Origin of the sequence: Roseiconus lacunae, from assembly GCF_008312935.1 — a bacterium.
GTDB classification, from domain to species: Bacteria; Planctomycetota; Planctomycetia; order Pirellulales; family Pirellulaceae; genus Stieleria; species Stieleria lacunae.
The window spans coordinates 1672803-1690622 of sequence record NZ_VSZO01000001.1; the positions used below are offsets into that span (position 1 = coordinate 1672803).

The following is a 17820-nucleotide window of genomic DNA, read 5'->3' on the forward strand; positions in this document are numbered from 1 at the left end:
CGCACCATTCGGATCAGCGATGCGCCGGCGTGAGAGGGCTGGCGAATCGACGCGAATCGAATTACTGAATCTGGGCTTGTTCGATTTCAGAGAGAATCGAATTCGCTTCGGCGAGACTGTGACCGGCGAAACGTTTTCGCCAACTTTCCGCCGAAGGGCGATTCGGTCGCTGTGCACGGCGATAAAGCCAGTAAGACACACCCATTCCGATGACGCCGATTACGAGCGACGGGATCAGCGAATTGGGATGCAGGATGGCGTCAAAACCAAACGCGACAGTAGCCGGGATCCACATCAACCACCACGGAAAACCGATCAAGGCACCGACGTGTAGGTAGACGTTTTTCACCGCATCAAGTTTTTCGCGGATTTGATCGACCGGCTTGGAGTAGTCGATCCGATTGATTCGCGTGCAGACAGCCGCACCCGCCGCGATCACCAGGATTCCATAGACATGCAAGACTCCTCCACAAATGACTCGGTGAGGGATATCTGTATTCGGTGCCCAGCATTGGGCACCGAGCACGACGAGCAGGACACCGACAAAGATCTGAAACAGTTGTCCGCGCATGAGTGGTTTCAAGGAGGCCTTGATCCGATCCATCAGATCGCGGCGTGTTAGGTAAAACCTTGCCGCCAACTCCTGTTGTTGCAGACTCACCCCAGATGACGGAATCGCGGTGGTCATCGCATCCGAACCGACGCGCGCTGCTTGGGAACCGCTGAGATCCATCGTCGGTGCGAGAGTCACTTGTTCGGTCGATGTAATGCTTTGCAGATCGGATTTGATTTGGCTGGCGCGTTGGTAGCGCTGCTGGGGTTCCTTTTCGAGCGTTCGTAGAACCACGTCATCGAGTCGCACATCGATTTCGACCTTCCGCGACGGAACGGCAAACCGTCCGATCGGAAGTTCGCCGGTTAGCATTTCATAAAACACTACACCAAGCGAATAGATGTCGGCACGGTGATCGACACCGCGAGCCCCTTCGAATTGTTCGGGTGCCATGTAACGCGGTGTTCCCATGACTTGATGCGTCGCGGTCAATTCGGTCGGCGGGTGGTCTTGATCAATGATACGTGATAAACCGAAGTCAGCGATCTTCACTGTCCCATCCTTCGCCATCAAGATGTTTTCCGGTTTGATGTCGCGGTGAATGATCCCTTGGTCATGGGCATACTGAAGGGCGTCACAAAGATGGGGAACGATGGCCAATGCATGTTGCGGAGCGAGCTGGCCTCCGCGGACGACATCGCGGAGCGTAGGCCCATCGACGTACTCCATCAGGAAATAGAATGTGTGCTCGACCTTTCCAAACTCGAATACGGAAACGATGTTGGGGTGATTCAGTTTCGCCAGTGTTCGCGCTTCCCGTGTAAACCGTAACGCGAATTTCACATCCTGAGCAAACTCATCCGGGAGAACTTTCAGTGCTACCAGACGATCGAGTCCTTTTTGACGAGCTTTGTAGACCGCGCCCATTCCGCCGGCGCCTAACGCTTCGACTATTTCCAAGTTTGGAAAGAGCTCTGCCAAACGATCGACAGTCGGAGGGGTGAAGCCGCGCGTCGGCCGCTCTTTTTCAGCCAGGGCGTCTTCAAGTATCTCATGGTGGGCGGGGAAACGATCGAGGTATTCTTGTTTGCGGGGCTGATCACCGCGTCGCCTCCGGTAGTCAATCTCTAGAACAACCAATTCGGCCAGTAAAACATCGTGTTCGGCCGTCCCACTTTCCTTCGCTTCAGCCGATAGGTCGGCAAGGACCGATTCGATCGTCGGTGGCGAGTCGACTTGCCATTGACGTTCGAACTCGGCACATAAATCGTCGATCCGCTCCAACGCTGCGACTGGTAGTTTTTTTTCTCGGACGCTCATAGCCGACGCACCGTGGTTGCGGACAGTTGTCTTAAACTCGCCGCAAACAAGACTTTAGGGATTGCGGCAGGGAAGTCGCCGGTCAATTTCGGACGCTTCGGATTCCCCTTCAATAGGGGCACCGCTGTTTCTCGCTGGCGCCCGACACAAAAATAGAGAAAACTGTCTCCCCGTTAAACTGCTGTCACGGTTGCCGTCGTTACTGATTCGACGAGTTCGCCTATAATCGAGGTTTCATCACGTCAGCGTTGGCATTTCGCCGCATTGGCAATGTAATCACCGCATTTTGAGGGACGGCTGTGGACGAAGTTGATCAGGGAAGAACGATGATTAGCACCGGTGTCGAGACGCTCGACCAAGTGTTACATGGTGGCCTGACAGCGGAACGTCTTTATTTGGTCGAAGGCAGCCCCGGCACCGGTAAGACGACGTTGGGAATGCAATTCTTGTTGGCAGGACGTGATGTGGGAGAAAAAGGCATCTATGTCACTTTGTCCGAATCACGGCAGGAATTAAAAGAGATTGCTCGGTCGCATGGATGGTCGCTCGAAGGAATCGAAATCTACGAATTGATGGACGCCGACGAAACGGTCGAACGTGTCCAATACACGATGTTTGAGCCTGCCGAGATCGAGCTTGGGAACACCGTCAGGAACGTTCAACAACAAATTGAACGTTTGAAACCTGATCGAATTGTTTTTGATTCGCTTTCGGAGATGCGTCTCCTTTCCCAAGGGGCGTTGCGGTATCGACGGGAAATCCTGGCCTTTAAACAGTTCCTTGTCGGCCGCGGCTGCACCACCTTGTTGCTGGATGATAAATCGGATGGTGAAGATCAGCAGCTACAAAGCCTCGCTCATGGCGTGATTCGATTGGAACAGCGGTTGACCGATTATGGGAATGAGCGTCGATTTTTGCGCGTGATCAAACACCGAGGGGCCGACTTTATTAGTGGCGCTCATGACCTGCGTTTAGTTCGTGGCGGCATGAACGTTTTCCCAAGGGGGATCGATGGAGAAGCGGTCGATGCCACCGACGGATTTGTGAGCAGCGGACTGGCATCGATGGATCGACTACTGGGCGGCGGAGTATCCCGGGGATCGAGCACGCTACTGTTGGGGCCCGCCGGCGTCGGGAAGTCCTCGATGGGGGTTCAATTCGCAGTAGAAGCGGCAAAACGTGGCCAACGCGCGGTGTTGTTTGAGTTCGAAGAAAGTTCTCAAACCCTCTTCGTCCGCTCCGAAGGATTGGGGTTGCCACTGCGAAACTATGTCGAACAAGGGTTGGTCGAAGTTCGCCATTTACAAGCCGGCGAGATTACGCCGAATGAGTTTTCGATGTTGGTGCGATCGGCGGCGGAACCCGATGAACAGGGAAGACCAACTTCCGTCGTCGTGATCGATAGCCTGAACGGTTATCTGAATTCGATGCCTCATGAAAAGCACTTGATGATTCAATTGAACGACATCCTGACCCACCTGGGCAAACAGGGGGTCGCGACATTCTTGGTCGTCGCCCAACACGGCATGCTTGGCCGAGCCATGGTCACGCCTGTTGATACAAGCTACTTGGCAGACGCGGTGATTCTGTTTCGATACTTCGAAGCCGACGGAGAGATTCATCGAGCGATTTCAGTTCTCAAGAATCGGACCGCCAATCATGAACGAACCATTCGGGAATTCAGTCTCAGCGATCAAGGTTTGATTATCGGGCCGCCGCTCACCAAGTTCCGTGGCATCTTCGCCGGTATCCCTGAGTTCATCGGGTCGCACGACGTCTTGATACCGCCTGCGGGGAAACGTCCTCAATGACCCACCCATCCCCCGGTGACAAAGCGATCGAGCGCGTTGCTATCGTTGCGCCGACGGCAGCCGACGCAAATATTTGTCACGACCTTCTTGATCAAGCCGACATCCCGGTAGACCTCTGTCATTCCGTTGACGAACTTTGTCAAGCAATCGAAGACGGTGTCGGCGTCGGACTTGTGCCCGAAGGGTTTATCAATGAAGCGGGGTTTGAAAAACTTCAGCGGGCACTATTCAGGCAACCCGACTGGTCTGATTTTCCGCTTCTGGTGTTGCTTGGGACGACCGAATTGTCGTCCTATCGAGTGGAGCGACTGCTATCTCTGGGGAACGTGACCCTGGTGCCTTGTCCGCTTCGGATTGCGGTTTTCGTGAGCAAGCTTCGCTCCCGTTTGCGTGACCGCCAACGACAGGCGGCCGTCCGCGATCTGTTACGTGAAAGGCGTGAGGCGGCGGCCGCGGCGGCAATCGATACCCGAAGGCTGCGCATGGCGTTGCAAGCCGGACAAATGGGGGCTTGGGAATGGAGTGAGCGTGAGCTTTATTGGTCTCCGAGGTTTTACGAAATCTACGGGTTTGACCGCTCCGTCGAGCCCGATCCCGAACGATGTTTCGAGCGCGTTCACCCCGATGATCGCGACGAGTTGGTTGATCGATGGAAACGATCGATCAGCGAAGGGATCGTCCTCGAGATGGAATTCCGCATCGACCATCCCAAACTGGGGCAGCGATGGTTATCCGCGATGGGTGAGCCTATTCGTGGGAAATCAGGGCGAACACTCCGTCATTCCGGTGTGATCTGGGATGTCACGGAGCGTCATCAGATCGAAGCGTCTCTAAGAAATGCTCGTGAGCAGGCCGAAGCGGCGAATCGATCGAAAAGTGAATTTATCGCGAACATGAGTCACGAGATTCGAACGCCAATGACCGCGATCCTTGGTTATGTCGAACTGCTTGGCGAGAGTATCGAAAACACGGAGGCAAAAGAATACGTTTCGACGATCCGCCGCAATGGCCTTTATTTGTTGGAAATCATCAACGACATCTTGGACCTCTCGAAGATCGAAGCTGGCAAGATAGAGCTGTTCATCGAAGCGTTTTCTCCTAATCGTCTGATCGAGGATGTGCAAAGCATCATGGAGGTCCGTGCGCAGGAAAACGGAATCGAGTTTGTCGTGCAAACCGACAACACGATTCCGCCGGCGATCTATTCCGACCAGAAACGACTAAAGCAAGTCCTGATCAACCTTGTCGGAAACGCGATCAAGTTTACCGATCGCGGGACAGTGACGCTTTCGGTTCAGTATGACGAAACGTCCAACCGGATTGCCTTTGCGGTTGCTGACACGGGAATTGGAATGACCGACCGCCAGATTCGTCAACTGTTCAAACCGTTTACCCAAGTCGACTCGTCGGTATCGAGGCGTTTCGAGGGAACCGGTTTGGGGCTTGCGATCTCACAGCGATTGGCAGCGATGATGGGAGGCGAAATCGTCGTCGAGAGTGAACCTGGGGTCGGGAGCCGTTTTACGGCGACGGTCGATTGTGGTGATCTTCGTAATGCCAAGGCGGTTGTATCGAAACAACATCGCGAAGTCGAGCACGACCGAAGTCAATTGGATGGTCGTCCATTGTCGGGGCGAATTCTGGTGGTCGATGACCGCAAAGACATTCGCTTTCTTGCTGCCCATTTACTCAAACGCGCCGGGGCCCAGATCAGCGAAGCCGAAGATGGGCAGGAAGCCGTTGAAATGGTGCAGGAGATGCTTCGCAATGATCGGGTCGTCGATCTCATCTTGCTCGACATGCAGATGCCAAGATTGGACGGCTATCGGACGGCAGAGCACGTTCGGCGTCTTGGTTATACCGGGCCGATCATCGCCTTGACCGCAGACGCAATGCAGGGAGACATGGATCGATGCCTACGCTGCGGTTGCAACGACTACCTCAGCAAACCGATCGACCGATCCTTGCTGCTAGAAAAAGTGAAAAGCTTGCTTCCCCGGTAGCATTCGGACCTCGCCGCAGAGCTTCGCTGACGAATCGATGCCAGCGAAGGTCGGGACAGGCGATACGCTTTGATTCGGTGAACTGCGGTTGCTCAGCCGTCGTATACCGGGGTTAGCTCAACGCCCGCCATTCGCAAATAGACAGACAAGATCCCGCGATGGTGTACGATGTGGTTGCATCCACGATCGCGAAAAAATGTTTTTGTCACAAATCAGCCGAGAGATCGTTGATCAGCGGCCAACATTGAGTTTCATTAATACACGAAGTAAACGCTGGTTCAGCGGGGTAAGCTTAGTGCGATTGAACTGATCACCGAGTTTGCGGATCGCGTCGGCCTGTGTTGGATAAGGATGGATCACCGAGGCTATCCGTGAAAGGCCGATCTTGGAATTCATCGCCATTGTTATTTCGTTGATTAGATCGCCCGCGTTCTCCGCCACAATGGTGGCACCGACGATCCGGTCGGTGCCTTGGCGAACATGGACGCGAACGAAGCCTTCGTCTTGGCCATCCAAGATTGCGCGGTCGACGGTCGACATCGATTGCGTAAAAGTTTGTAAGTCAGTCTCGGACGGATTCGATTGGTTTGGGGACCTCCCGACCTGTGCAACCTCAGGCGACGTGTATGTCACACGCGGCACAATCAGATCACTGACGCGTTTGCGACCGATAGGGCCTAACGCGAACAACGCATTTTGGATCACGATTCGAGCTTGAAAATCGGCAACATGAGTGAATTTGAGTTTCGAGCAAATGTCACCCGCCGCATAAACGTTCGGATTCGTTGTTTGCAAGTGGTCGTTGACCTCGACCCCTCGTTCGTCGTGATTGACGCCGACTTGGTCGAGGCCTAGTCCATCGATGTTCGGTGCTCTTCCCGCGGCGACAAGCAAGCGGTCGACGGTGATCACGTTGTGTCTGGATTCGGAATCAAACTCGAATTGAATGCCCTCAACGGACTGCCTCACTGAAAGGTTTTTCGCCCCAAGTTTTAGGTCGATTCCTTCAGCTTCAAATCCTCGTCGCAGGATCTCGCTCGCGTCGGAGTCTTCGCGTGGAAGGACTCGGTCGTTCCGATCGATTAAAACGACTTGGCTGCCAAGTCTTGCCATCGCTTGAGCCATTTCGCATCCGATCGGACCGGCTCCAATAATCCCCAGGCGTCGCGGCAATTCGGTTATCGAAAAAAGTGTCTCGTTCGTCAGGTAATTCACCGAGTCGAGGCCAGGGATGTTTGGTGCCACCGCTCGCGCGCCAGTCGCAATCACTGCTTTCCGGAATTGCAACGTTTGGGGAGGTTCATTGTCGTTGGTGACTTGGATTGACTGACCACCGGTGAAGGTGGCTTGTCCGAGGTAGACATCAACGCCCAGTTCAGAAAAACGCTTTGCCGAATCATGGGGGCTGATTTGCCAGCGCAACCGCCGCATCCGTCGCATGACCGTGGAAAAGTCAATCTGAATGTCGCCCCCTGAATCAATGCCATACTGATGAGCCCGGCTAACTGACGCCGCGACGCGGGCGGATCGAATGATGGCCTTCGACGGCACGCAACCGACGTTCAGGCAGTCTCCTCCCAGCAGCGAACGCTCGATCAAGGCAACTCGGGCGCCGAGTCCCGCCGCACCGGCTGCCGTGACCAATCCCGCCGTCCCTGCCCCGATGACTACCAGTTGATAAGGTTCCGCGGACTGCGGATTAGTCCAGTCTTTTGGATGGACATTGGACTGTAGAGATTGGTTGTATTCGTCCAAGGGTTGAAGTGCCGGAATCGGATGCGGAGCTTTATTCATGGTCGTTCACTCGTGAGTCCGAAGGCGAGGATGTACTAAGTTGAGCTGGCTTGACATTTGCGAACCGCTTCATGGACCATCGTGCCACAAACGGAAATAGGCCCAACAGTACAAATGCGATCAAAATCCGTCGAAGCTGGCCACCGCTGAACGCGGCCCGGATCCCTTCGTCGGCCAAAGTTTGCAGGTCAGGAACACTCCATCCCGCATAGACATACAAAATGGTTCCCGGCAGCATCCCGAGTTGGCTGACCCACCAAAATGTTCGTGTTCGGATCGGCGTCAGCCCCATCACCGCGTTGATGACGAAAAAAGGCACGGCGGGGATCAAACGCAATGTGAATAGGAAGAACGGACCTTCTCGTTTGAGTGATTCGTTGAACGATTTCAGGCGATCGCCGAATCGTTGTTGAATCGATTCATAAAACAGGTAACGCGAGAGGACAAATGCTATGGTCGCCCCGGCGGTGGATGCAAAACTGACAAGCACGATACTTTTGAGCAATTCGAAGTACCAGCCGATTGCCAAAGTCATTAACGCAGCGCCAGGCAGCGATAATCCTGTCGCTATGACATAGGCCAGGAACGTCAATCCGTAAACAAGTACCGGATTCTGCTGCTGAAATAAGCGCAGTTCGGACTCTCGTTGTGCGATCCCGGCAAGTGTGAACGTATCACCGAATTGTGTCCACAACACCAAAAACAAGGCCACGACAATCGCGAACACGACTAGCTTGCTCGATTTCGAACGGAGCGAACGTGGCTCCGGCGAATCAGTATCGGGCGATTCTGTGTTTGACATGCGTCGGCTATTTCAGGATTGGAAACTAGTTTTTTGTCCAGAGATCGCTCGCTGAATTGGCTGTCAGCACAAAGGAACACGATATAAAGAGCTCCGATCAATCCGATGTGCCGAAATCGAATTGTTGTCCTATGACAATAGGCAAGGGCAACCTGATTCCGCACAGTTTTACAGGCTCAACGATTGTTTCCTTGGAGTTTTTATGTTTGGGCGTCTTGCTTTTGTTTTGGAGCGACAGATCGAGAACCGATTGAACGATCTCATTGGGGGGATTCGATTCGGTGTGGCGTCGGCCAGCTACGTCGTTTTCGCTCGGTCCAGGGCATTTCGACAATGTATCCGGTCAAGGAAAACCGGGATATCGTTTGCGGACACCCGCGCATCGCGGTGGTTAGTCTTGTTGGCCACAGTCATCTGCAGTCGCCATTTATCGGAAGCTCAGGGACCGGCGGAGGAGAAAGCGATCTCGGGATCGCCGAATGTCGTTGTCATTTTTATCGACGACATGGGGTTCGCTGATCCTAGTTGTTTCGGCAACCCAGCGATGAAGACACCCAACATCGATCGGTTGGCATCAGAAGGGATCAAGTTCACGAACTTCTATGTGAACTCCCCCATTTGTTCGGCGTCGCGCGTCGCACTGACAACCGGCCAATACCCACAGCGATTTCGAATTCATTCCTACCTTGCCTCGCGAGCTGCCAATCGTAAACGAAAGATGCCGGATTGGTTGGACCCCGGCGTGACCACACTGGCAAAATTGCTTCGGCAAAAAGGTTACGCGACGGCGCATTTCGGGAAGTGGCATATGGGGGGCGGTCGCGATGTTGGCGACGCACCACTTCCTCAAGCATATGGTTTTGATGAATCACTGGTTGCGTTTGAGGGGTTGGGAGATCGGATCCTTTGGAGCAAGACGGGAAATCAGCAAGAGAGTTGGGATCACGGTCGAGGGACGATCCTTGACCTTCCGAAGCACAAGACGACAGAAACGTATGTGGATCATGCGATTGAATTCATCGAGCAGCATCATCAATCGCCGTTTTATGTTCGTGTCTTCCCAAACGATGTGCATGACGTTCACATGCCTGCCGATGACCAACGGGCGAAGTGGGTCGGACGTTCGGATAATCCACCGGACATTGATTTCTTTGCGGTGCTCGACGAAATGGATCGCCAGATTGGTCGCCTGCTCAATACCCTTGATCGACTCGACCTGCGAGAGCAGACACTTGTTGTCTTTACCAGCGACAACGGGCCAACCGATTGGCCTCGCTATTATCGAGCGGGGCATCTGCCGCCGGGTTTTACCGGACCGCTGTTTGGGCGAAAGTGGAGCCTTTACGAAGGTGGCATTCGAATGCCATTTATCGCTCGGTGGACCGGTCATATTCCGGCGGGTGTTACCGACCAGAACACAATCGTTTCGGCAATCGACTTGTTACCAAGCATCGCTTCCATGGTCGGCGTCGACCCACCGGGAGGCCTCGACGGTGAAGATATTTCACAGGCATTCCTGGGGAAGCCATGCCAGCGTTCGTCACCTGTTTTTTGGGAATATGGCGTTCACGGTAGCATCAAGCCAGGTAAGAAGGAACATGTCAGCCCGGCGTTGGCGATGCGAGATCGGGAGTGGAAACTGCTGATGAATACCGATGGGTCTTCCAAGCAACTCTTCAACTTACGTGAAGACATCGGCGAGACACAGAATTTGGGCGAGGTTCACTCCGAGAGAGCGGAACAGATGAGCCGAAAATTAGATCGTTGGTGGCAGGAGATGGATTCTTATTACGCTCACGAAGACGGCAGCACGAGACAGTAAAGGCAGATCGATTTCCCAAACTCTCTGATCGATCTGTCAATACCGATTGGGGTTTCCAGTCATCGATCAAAATCTAGTCGTCGCGACAATTTGTTACGCTAACTTCGTAGTGAAGCAGTTTTGATTTTGTTTTCACGGAAGAGTTTGAGGCGGAAGTATTGTCAGTTTTCGACGACGTGACGGTGAGAGTAGTCGACCGGTTGTTTGCCCCGACTGGTCCGATCGTTTTCTCACCGCAACAGGGGCACCTATGAACCAGCTCGCACTTGAGATTTGCACCGAGAGTATTCTTCGTTCGGTCAATGAACTACTCGAATACTACTCTGGTAGTGATGTGACGGTTCGGCCTTCGCACTGCGATAGCCTTGCTGCTGTGTTTGACGAGACAATCGAATGTCCCACGCCGGGGTGCGAAACGATCGCCTCGTTCACACGGCTGGACGGTTCGGGAGTTTCTGGCGCGCTGAACTTGACCGCGCATTCCTGTGTCATCGCAAGTCTCGGCGGTCAAGAACTGAGTTTGGCGCCGGACTGGATTGGTGAACTGGGCAATCAGATGCTCGGATCCTTCAAGAATTATCTTCTCGAGTACGGGGTCGATGCTCATCTGGGCATTCCGCTGACATCACGCGGAATTCTGCTCAATAGCACCACCGTCCCGGGAGAGCAGTTGGACTTTCAAGCAGCGACTCGGTTTGGGAACGTGTGGGTCACCTTCTCGGTACAAGTCGGATACGACCGCCGATGGCGAAAAATGTCTCAACAGGCGACCGCCGCGGCAGGAAGCGTGCACCTGTTCTAAAGTCAAATGTTGCGAAGAGGGCGATTGCTGTGAGCCGGGGAGTCTTGATCGATTCCACCCCTGCCACAGCGATTGACCGGGTGTAAGAATAGAGGCGACGAAACTCTCCTGCGACGCCTGCTTCATCTGACACATGAATTCTCCTTCATCATCCGATCACGAACCGCCTTACGATTCGTTTTTACTCGTTTCGTTTGGCGGCCCAGAAGGTCCGGACGACGTGATGCCCTTCTTGGAAAACGTTTTGCGAGGGAAAAACGTTCCTCGGGAGCGCATGCTCGAAGTCTCTGAGCACTACAAGAGCTTCGGCGGTGTCAGCCCCATCAACGAGCAAAACCGTCAGTTGATTGACGCGATTCGAGCCGAATTCGCACAGCATGGTATCGATTTGCCTATTTACTGGGGAAATCGAAACTGGCACCCGCTGTTGCCTGACACTCTGCGACAAATGAAAGCAGACGGGCGTCGGCGTGCGATCGCGTTTTTTACCAGCATGTTCAGCAGCTATAGCGGTTGCCGGCAATACCGCGAGAACATCGCCGCGGCGCAACAGGAAGTCGGCGAGGACGCCCCGATCGTCGAAAAAGTGCGCATGGGCTTTAACCATCCGGGCTTTATCGAAGCGGTCGCGGATGGGCTGAGACAATCGATCGAAACTCTCGGTTGCGCTGCCGATCAGGCGACGGTTCTATTCACCGCGCACAGCATTCCAATGGGGATGGCGGATAACTGCGACTATGTCAGACAACTTGAGGAAGCGTGCCGTATCGTTGCCGAGCAGGTAGGCGCGACCGATTGGAAACTTGTCTATCAAAGTCGAAGCGGCCCACCGCAACAGCCTTGGCTTGAGCCTGACATTTGCGACGAAATCGAGGCGATCGATGATCGGAAAAAGCTGACTCACCTGGCAGTCGTCCCGATCGGATTTATCAGCGACCACATGGAAGTGCTTTATGACCTTGATGACGAAGCCGCTGAACTTTGCGACAAACGCGGGATTGTGATGAGTCGTGCGGCAACCGCCGGTGTACATCCCGGATTTGTTTCCATGATCCGTGAATTGGTGCAGGAGCGATTGGGAATGACAACAACCAAACAGGCTTTGGGCACGCTGGGCCCCTGGCATGACGTCTGCCCTCAGAACTGTTGCACGTACACGCCTCGGCGTCCCGTCCGATAGGTCCAGACCCGTTTCACTCACAGGGCGTATCGCGAACTGGCTTGAACGAAACTGGCTTTAGGGACAGAGCCGAGTGTCGCGTCAGCATTTGGAATTGGGATAAGACGCGCGGCGTGCGCCACGGTTTCGGTACAAGCACCGGTGCAAACGCCGTGGCCAGATGCGATGGACGTAAACGCTTCGTTTAGACGCAGTCCTACAGTGATTTTGTGAGCAAGTCTGCTAGGCGTTCGACTTGTTCGAGCGTGTTGTAAGCCTGCAGTGATACGCGCAGCATCGGTTGTGACCCGGGCCCGAAGTAGACTGGTGCTTCGATTTTTTGCTTCTCGTAGAGATAGCGTTTAAAGGCAGACAAATCGCTTTGCGAATTTAATTTGGCGGAGGGCAGTCTGACCGCAGCGAGGCTGCCGATCATGTCATCGGGAGTTCGGTCACCGGTTTTTAGTGCCGACTCTAGCAAGTCTCGTGACCGTAATGCCATCTGATGGTTGCGTTGCATCAAACCCTTGATACCGTCGTCTACTAGTGACCCGAGGAAATCGATCGCCTCGGGAACGCAAAGAATCGGCGTCACGTCATAGGTTCCCGGCCAATCGAATTCGGCATGGAATCGGCTGCGTCCCTCTGTCCGCAGATTGCTGCCGTGACTGATCACCGTAGGACGGACCTCATCATGCCACGCTTCGGCAACGTACAGGAATCCTGACGCTTTCGGCGCACACCACCACTTGTGATGGTTTGCGGTGTAGTAGTCAGCACCGATTTGCGTTAGATCGAGCGGCAGCATCCCCGGGGCATGAGCCCCATCGACCAAGACACGGGTCCCATTGCGACGTGCCAATCGAATGAGTTGGTCGATAGGAAACACCAGCCCCGTTGGGCTGGTTACGTGATCGACGACTAACAAACGAGTTCGCGCCGTCATGGTTGCTTCAATGCCGCGCAGAACATCGTCAGGGCCGGTGACTGGAAAAGGAATCTTAGCCACACGAACCGTCGCTCCTGAACGGTCAGCGGCGTACCTGATCGCGTTGTTGCAAGCGTTGTATCCGTGGTCGGTAATGACAATGTCATCACCGGCCTGAAGCGGAAACGATTGGACCACTGCGTTAACCCCGTCGGTCGCATTGCGGACGAAGACTAAGTCTTTCGGGGCGCAGCCTACTGATTCAGCAACGACCAATCGTACCGAATCAAGTTTGGGTTCGAGTTCTCGTTCCGGTGCTAGAAAGCGAATCGGATCGGCTTCCAATTTTTCCAGCCAAACCTCCCGGGCCTGCGTGATCACACGTGGCGTCGCACCAAACGAACCATGGTTGAGAAAGTCAATCTCTGGATTCAATTGCCAATGATGTCGCATCTGGTCATGACTAAGTGAGGGAATCGAGCCTCAGGCAGCATCTTGTCCAATTCGTCTCGAGGCGCGAAGTTCGATTATGTAACAGCCGAGTACACCGTCTCGCCTGCCCGCCTGTGATGAACCACCCTTCAAAGGCTACAGTCCGGGGCGAAGCTGCATGAGCCGAGAGGGGCGTTCACTGTCTTCTTTTCGTTTGGACAACCAGTCAGCATAACGTCCGGATTTCCCAGTCGTAATTGCAAGCCCGATCCCGAGCGAGATCACTCCCGACGCAATCGGCCAATTGACACGGTAAAGTTGACCTTGGCGATGTCCTTGAAAAGCCAACGCACCGACGAACAGACAAGCCTGTATTCCTGCAATTTTCAGCCAGCCTTGTCGATTGACTAGAAACGCGTAGGCGGTCATCAAAACCGCGAAGACGAACAAAATGCACGCGAGTTCAATCCGACTTTGCTGTAAAAAGTGGAACAGGATTACCGCTCCGGAGATCACCATTTCCGCGGCCGCGACATGACGCAACACGGTTGCCAGGTCACTTTCAAAGATCGCCCCGATGGTAAGGAACAGGACCAACACATAGACTGCTGCGACAATCCAGTGGTTCATTGCAACGCCGAAAGATTCCCCCGCCAGTACGATTGCGACCGCGATCATGGCGGCGTGAGCTAGCCACATCCATTCGACGAGGCGACTGGCTAGCGCCATCAGTGACCAAATCAGCCCCGTTGCCGTGAATAGCATCCAGCGTTCGACGCCGAATTCTACCAACGTCACCGGTAGCGGCGCGAAAATGGTCATGATCGAACAGACGAGCGGAATGCCGTACAACGCACCACGAATGCGGCGGACGGCATAGTAAACATACAGGCACAAAATCACCATCGCCGACGCTGTCGCGGCGCCACCGACGTATTGGGCTAATTCATTTGCGATCGGCAAATGGGTTCGGCCCGAGTTGGTTTGTCCACAAAAAAATAGCAACGGTGTGGCCACAAGTGCGACGTGTTGCAGCAGCCGATGCTTCAGTCCCAGGCCCGCTTCAGCGATCAAGATCATTGCCGCCGCGGCGATCGGAAGCGTCAAGAATGGTTCGAAGTTACCGGCTGTTCCATAGAAGCCAAACGACATCCAAATCGCATGGGATCGAACGATCGCTAGCACGGCCATGACGACGAAAGCCGATAACGGATATAGCGGGAACTGCCAGGGAGTTCCGTTATCGGCGACCGCGACCGCCCCTTGGCGAACGGCGGGAATCAGCAACAGAAAGCAACATCCGACAACACTTGAAAAGAGTACCGAACCCCAGTTCGCCAATGAATCATTGCGGTCAGCGACCGCGTCGCCAAGAATTACCGGGAATCCGATCAGCACGGCAAAGAAAGCGTAGTAGGAGAGTCGGTACCACGTCGACAAACGAATTCGGCAAATCGTCAAAACCGTTTCGGTGACCAAGAGTACCAATCCGGTTGACGCGAGTGCGAAACCAATCGCAAGTGTTGGTCGCTCGATGCACAGTTCGTCAAAGCCAGTCGTTGTCGCAACCAGGCTGATAATGACGACAATGAAGATCGAACGAGCGTCGTCCCAAACCTTGGCAAAACAAACGACGCCCATGCATACGATCGCCATCAAAATGCTATAGATCGCCAATCCTCCGGCCATCGTGCTCGATTTTTCTAAGACGTCACCTCCACCGATCGCGAGGCTCTGACAACCATAGATGATCAACAAACAACTGATCAGGTAAAACGGATTGTGGTTGTAAAGCAATCGTGCAAACGTGGTCGGTTGACGCAAACTTTCAACGTCTTTGTCGTTTTGCTTTCCGTCAACAGTCACTTTCGATGGTGTCTGCGGATCTTCAGATGCCGCTTCGTTGAATTGACTCGAATCGGAATCGCTGTTCATCGCCCCCTCCCGCGTCGTGGCCGTTGATTTCCGAGACCGTTATCCTAAAGCGGTATTCCGATCGGCAGCCACAACGACCATTGTCGTGGCTGACGCTAAGCGAAAACGGCCAACGGAAATCGCAGGTTGATAAGATGACTAGACCGGTAGCAACGCCAGACGCGCTACCGCTAATGCCACGGTCTCCTATCATCCACTTCCCGCGGGACAGTCTTTCAGTGGACGGAGTAATCGCGACGGATACTGTTACGAGACCGCAGCACGATCGGTTCAATAAGGTTTGCGACAATTTAAGATGAACAGCCCGTTGATTTTCTGTTGTCGCCCTTCACTCCGTGACGGTAGCGTCCTTTTCCGAGGGGGATTGCGGAGTGGAAGCTGACTTTATGAGAGATCAAACCTAAAAATCAACAGGTCGTTAAGCACACCGCACAGCATACGCGGTGTGTCCTCTCTGTTTTTAACCCAGTGCTCCGTTGACCTTTGAAATTAGCGTCATCCGGTTAGCATAAACCATGATTTTTGTGCAATAACCGGAGCCAACGTTCCTTGGCAATAGCGTCCCCCGGCGCGATTGAACGGGAAGAGTGAACTAAGAGTTCGTTTTTTCAGCCGCAACCGTTTCGGCGATGTTTTGGGCGTGATCGCGAACCCGATTGTAGGCGTTCAGTGCTGCCAGAAAGGCAACGCTGACGACCGGTTCCATTGGTCCGCTGGATAATTCATTGAGGTGTTTTCTTCGCAGCGACTTCACTTCCGAACGAATGCGTTTCGCTGCCGCACTCGTTGCCGCGAGCACGTTGCGATTGTCTTTCGCCAACCCCTCGTGAACCATATCAACGTATTCCTTTGTACGGCGATTGAGTTGTTCCAAGTCGGCTCGTTGTGACGCGGTGAACCGCGTTCCGTCACGACGAAGCTTGCGGTCAAATTTATCCAGGTTGGCAATGTAATCACTGATGGATTCATACTCATCGGCAATACGCAGCTGACGACGTGCCTCTTCGGCGGTAGCGTGAGAAACGCTTCCCGCCGAGAGCAGTCCCGTGATGAACTCGGCGATTTCATCTTGCACGCTATCGAGAATGCGTTCGCGTTGCTTCAGGCGGTCGGCAAGTGACTTGTCCGGCTCTTCGGAATTCATCAGCTCGACCAGCCAGTCCATCATTTTTAAACAGCCATCACCCATCTTCAGCACTTCTTTACGTGATTGTTCGATCGCAAGAAGCGGCGTCTCAAGAATAAGAACATCAAGGTCGGTCAAACGCGGCTTTTCTTTGAACGCAGGGCCAGGCACTGCCCATTCTAGGAAACGAACCATCGGTGTCATCAAAGGCAAAAACAGCAACGTGTTTGCGATGTTAAAAATGCTATGGGTTGCGGCGATCGCCGGGACCACGCCGGGGTAAGTTTCTAGGCCGCCGACTATAGCCGGTTCGAAGGCATCCCCACCCACGATCGATTGGACGAAGTCGATGTACCAATGGAAGATCAGGGTGATCCAAAAAACACCGAAGAGATTGAAAATCACATGAAAATAGGCGACGCGGCGTGCTTGAGTGGTTGTCCCCAGCGATGCCAAAAATGCCGTGATTGTCGTCCCGACGTTCTCGCCGAGTACCAAGGCCGCGGCCGTCGGATAGGAAATCACACCTTGGGTTGCCAACGAGATTGTAATCCCCAGTGTCGCCGAAGAAGACTGAACCATGGTCGTCAAAATGCAACCGACCGCGGCACACTTCAGGACGCCCAGATAGCTGTCGGCATTGAACCTCGCGAACCAGGCTTCAAAGTCAGGCACTTCTTTGATCGTCGCACAGGCATCCTTCATCAGTTCCAGGCCGAAGAAAACCATTCCCGTCCCCATCAAGAACATGGCCCAGTACCGCCATCGATCCTTTTTGGAAAACAAGAACACGAACGCGGAAATGCCCAGCAACGGTAAGCCGTATTTACCGACCTTGAGCACGAGAATCCAACCGGTAATCGTGGTGCCAATGTTGGCTCCCATGATCACGCCGACTCCCTGCGAAAGAGCCATCACCCCGCTGTTCACGAAACCGACAACCATGACCGTCGTGATCGAGCTCGATTGCACGATGCAGGTCACAATGACACCGACCGTGGTGGCGAGGATGCGGTGGTTGGTCACCGCACCGATCAGGCTACGCAAGCTATTTCCGGCAACCGCTTGCATTCCGTCGGACATGTGCTTCATGCCCAGCAAAAAGATGCCCAAGCCGCCAGTGAGCATGAAGAGCATTTCTGTCAAGCTGGAGAATTCCAATGTCGCCTTCCCAATCAGGGGGTGTGTTAAGATTCCGTGAAAGAGACACAGTTTACGGACGGCACGAATGTTTGCAATAAACCCCTCTGAATTGACCAAGCCGCTGCGAGGTCTGATGCGCAGCAGTCGAACGCAGACGGAACGCTCGACGCCCCCGCAGCAAAGCCGTGGT

Annotated in this window: 11 protein-coding genes; 5 read left to right on the forward strand and 6 right to left on the reverse strand. The window is 54.0% G+C overall.

What is annotated here, in order from left to right; genetic code table 11:
- Positions 1 to 61: 61 nt before the first annotated feature.
- The gene (locus tag FYC48_RS06260; RefSeq protein ID WP_235034096.1) at positions 62 to 1873 is read right to left on the reverse strand and encodes a serine/threonine-protein kinase; all 1812 of its coding nucleotides are present in this window, start codon (positions 1871 to 1873) and stop codon (positions 62 to 64) included.
- Between the two features lie 299 nt (positions 1874 to 2172).
- Between FYC48_RS06260 and FYC48_RS06265 the strand changes: the two genes are divergently transcribed.
- Together FYC48_RS06265 and FYC48_RS06270 are read left to right on the forward strand one after the other, a co-directional pair.
- Positions 2173 to 3684, forward strand: coding sequence for an ATPase domain-containing protein (locus tag FYC48_RS06265; protein ID WP_315853762.1), 1512 nt, complete (start codon positions 2173 to 2175; stop codon positions 3682 to 3684).
- Complete coding sequence (locus FYC48_RS06270; RefSeq protein WP_149495719.1) at positions 3681 to 5687, forward strand: hybrid sensor histidine kinase/response regulator; 2007 nt, start codon at positions 3681 to 3683, stop codon at positions 5685 to 5687. Before FYC48_RS06265 ends, FYC48_RS06270 begins: the two co-directional genes overlap by 4 nt.
- A gap of 231 nt (positions 5688 to 5918) precedes the next feature.
- Here FYC48_RS06270 and FYC48_RS06275 read toward each other — a convergent pair whose 3' ends face one another.
- Entirely contained in the window at positions 5919 to 7481 is a 1563-nt protein-coding gene (locus FYC48_RS06275) for a mercuric reductase (RefSeq protein ID WP_235034097.1), read from the reverse strand.
- Positions 7474 to 8283 (reverse strand): TVP38/TMEM64 family protein, encoded by an 810-nt coding sequence (locus FYC48_RS06280; RefSeq protein WP_149495720.1) that lies wholly within the window; start codon positions 8281 to 8283, stop codon positions 7474 to 7476. Before FYC48_RS06280 ends, FYC48_RS06275 begins: the two co-directional genes overlap by 8 nt.
- A 400-nt stretch (positions 8284 to 8683) precedes the next feature.
- Here FYC48_RS06280 and FYC48_RS06285 point away from each other — a divergent pair, with 400 nt between their 5' ends.
- The 3 genes from FYC48_RS06285 to FYC48_RS06295 all read left to right on the forward strand — a co-directional run bounded on the left by FYC48_RS06285 (position 8684) and on the right by FYC48_RS06295 (position 12087).
- The gene (locus FYC48_RS06285; protein ID WP_160149359.1) at positions 8684 to 10105 is read left to right on the forward strand and encodes a sulfatase-like hydrolase/transferase; all 1422 of its coding nucleotides are present in this window, start codon (positions 8684 to 8686) and stop codon (positions 10103 to 10105) included.
- 250 nt (positions 10106 to 10355) lie between these two features.
- Positions 10356 to 10907, forward strand: coding sequence for a hypothetical protein (locus FYC48_RS06290; protein ID WP_149495722.1), 552 nt, complete (start codon positions 10356 to 10358; stop codon positions 10905 to 10907).
- A 133-nt stretch (positions 10908 to 11040) separates the two neighbouring features.
- On the forward strand, positions 11041 to 12087 hold the full coding sequence (locus FYC48_RS06295) for a ferrochelatase (RefSeq protein ID WP_149495723.1): 1047 nt from the start codon (positions 11041 to 11043) through the stop codon (positions 12085 to 12087).
- A 196-nt stretch (positions 12088 to 12283) separates the two neighbouring features.
- Here the strand turns inward: FYC48_RS06295 and FYC48_RS06300 are convergent, their stop codons facing one another.
- From FYC48_RS06300 to FYC48_RS06310, 3 genes are all read right to left on the reverse strand, one after another.
- Entirely contained in the window at positions 12284 to 13447 is a 1164-nt protein-coding gene (locus tag FYC48_RS06300; protein ID WP_149495724.1) for an aminotransferase class V-fold PLP-dependent enzyme, read from the reverse strand.
- 135 nt (positions 13448 to 13582) lie between these two features.
- Complete coding sequence (locus tag FYC48_RS06305; protein WP_149495725.1) at positions 13583 to 15361, reverse strand: hypothetical protein; 1779 nt, start codon at positions 15359 to 15361, stop codon at positions 13583 to 13585.
- 592 nt (positions 15362 to 15953) lie between these two features.
- Positions 15954 to 17624 carry a Na/Pi cotransporter family protein gene (locus tag FYC48_RS06310; RefSeq protein WP_149495885.1) on the reverse strand — a complete coding sequence of 557 codons (1671 nt, stop codon included), beginning with the start codon at positions 17622 to 17624 and terminating at the stop codon, positions 15954 to 15956.
- Between the last annotated feature and the right edge of the window lie 196 nt (positions 17625 to 17820).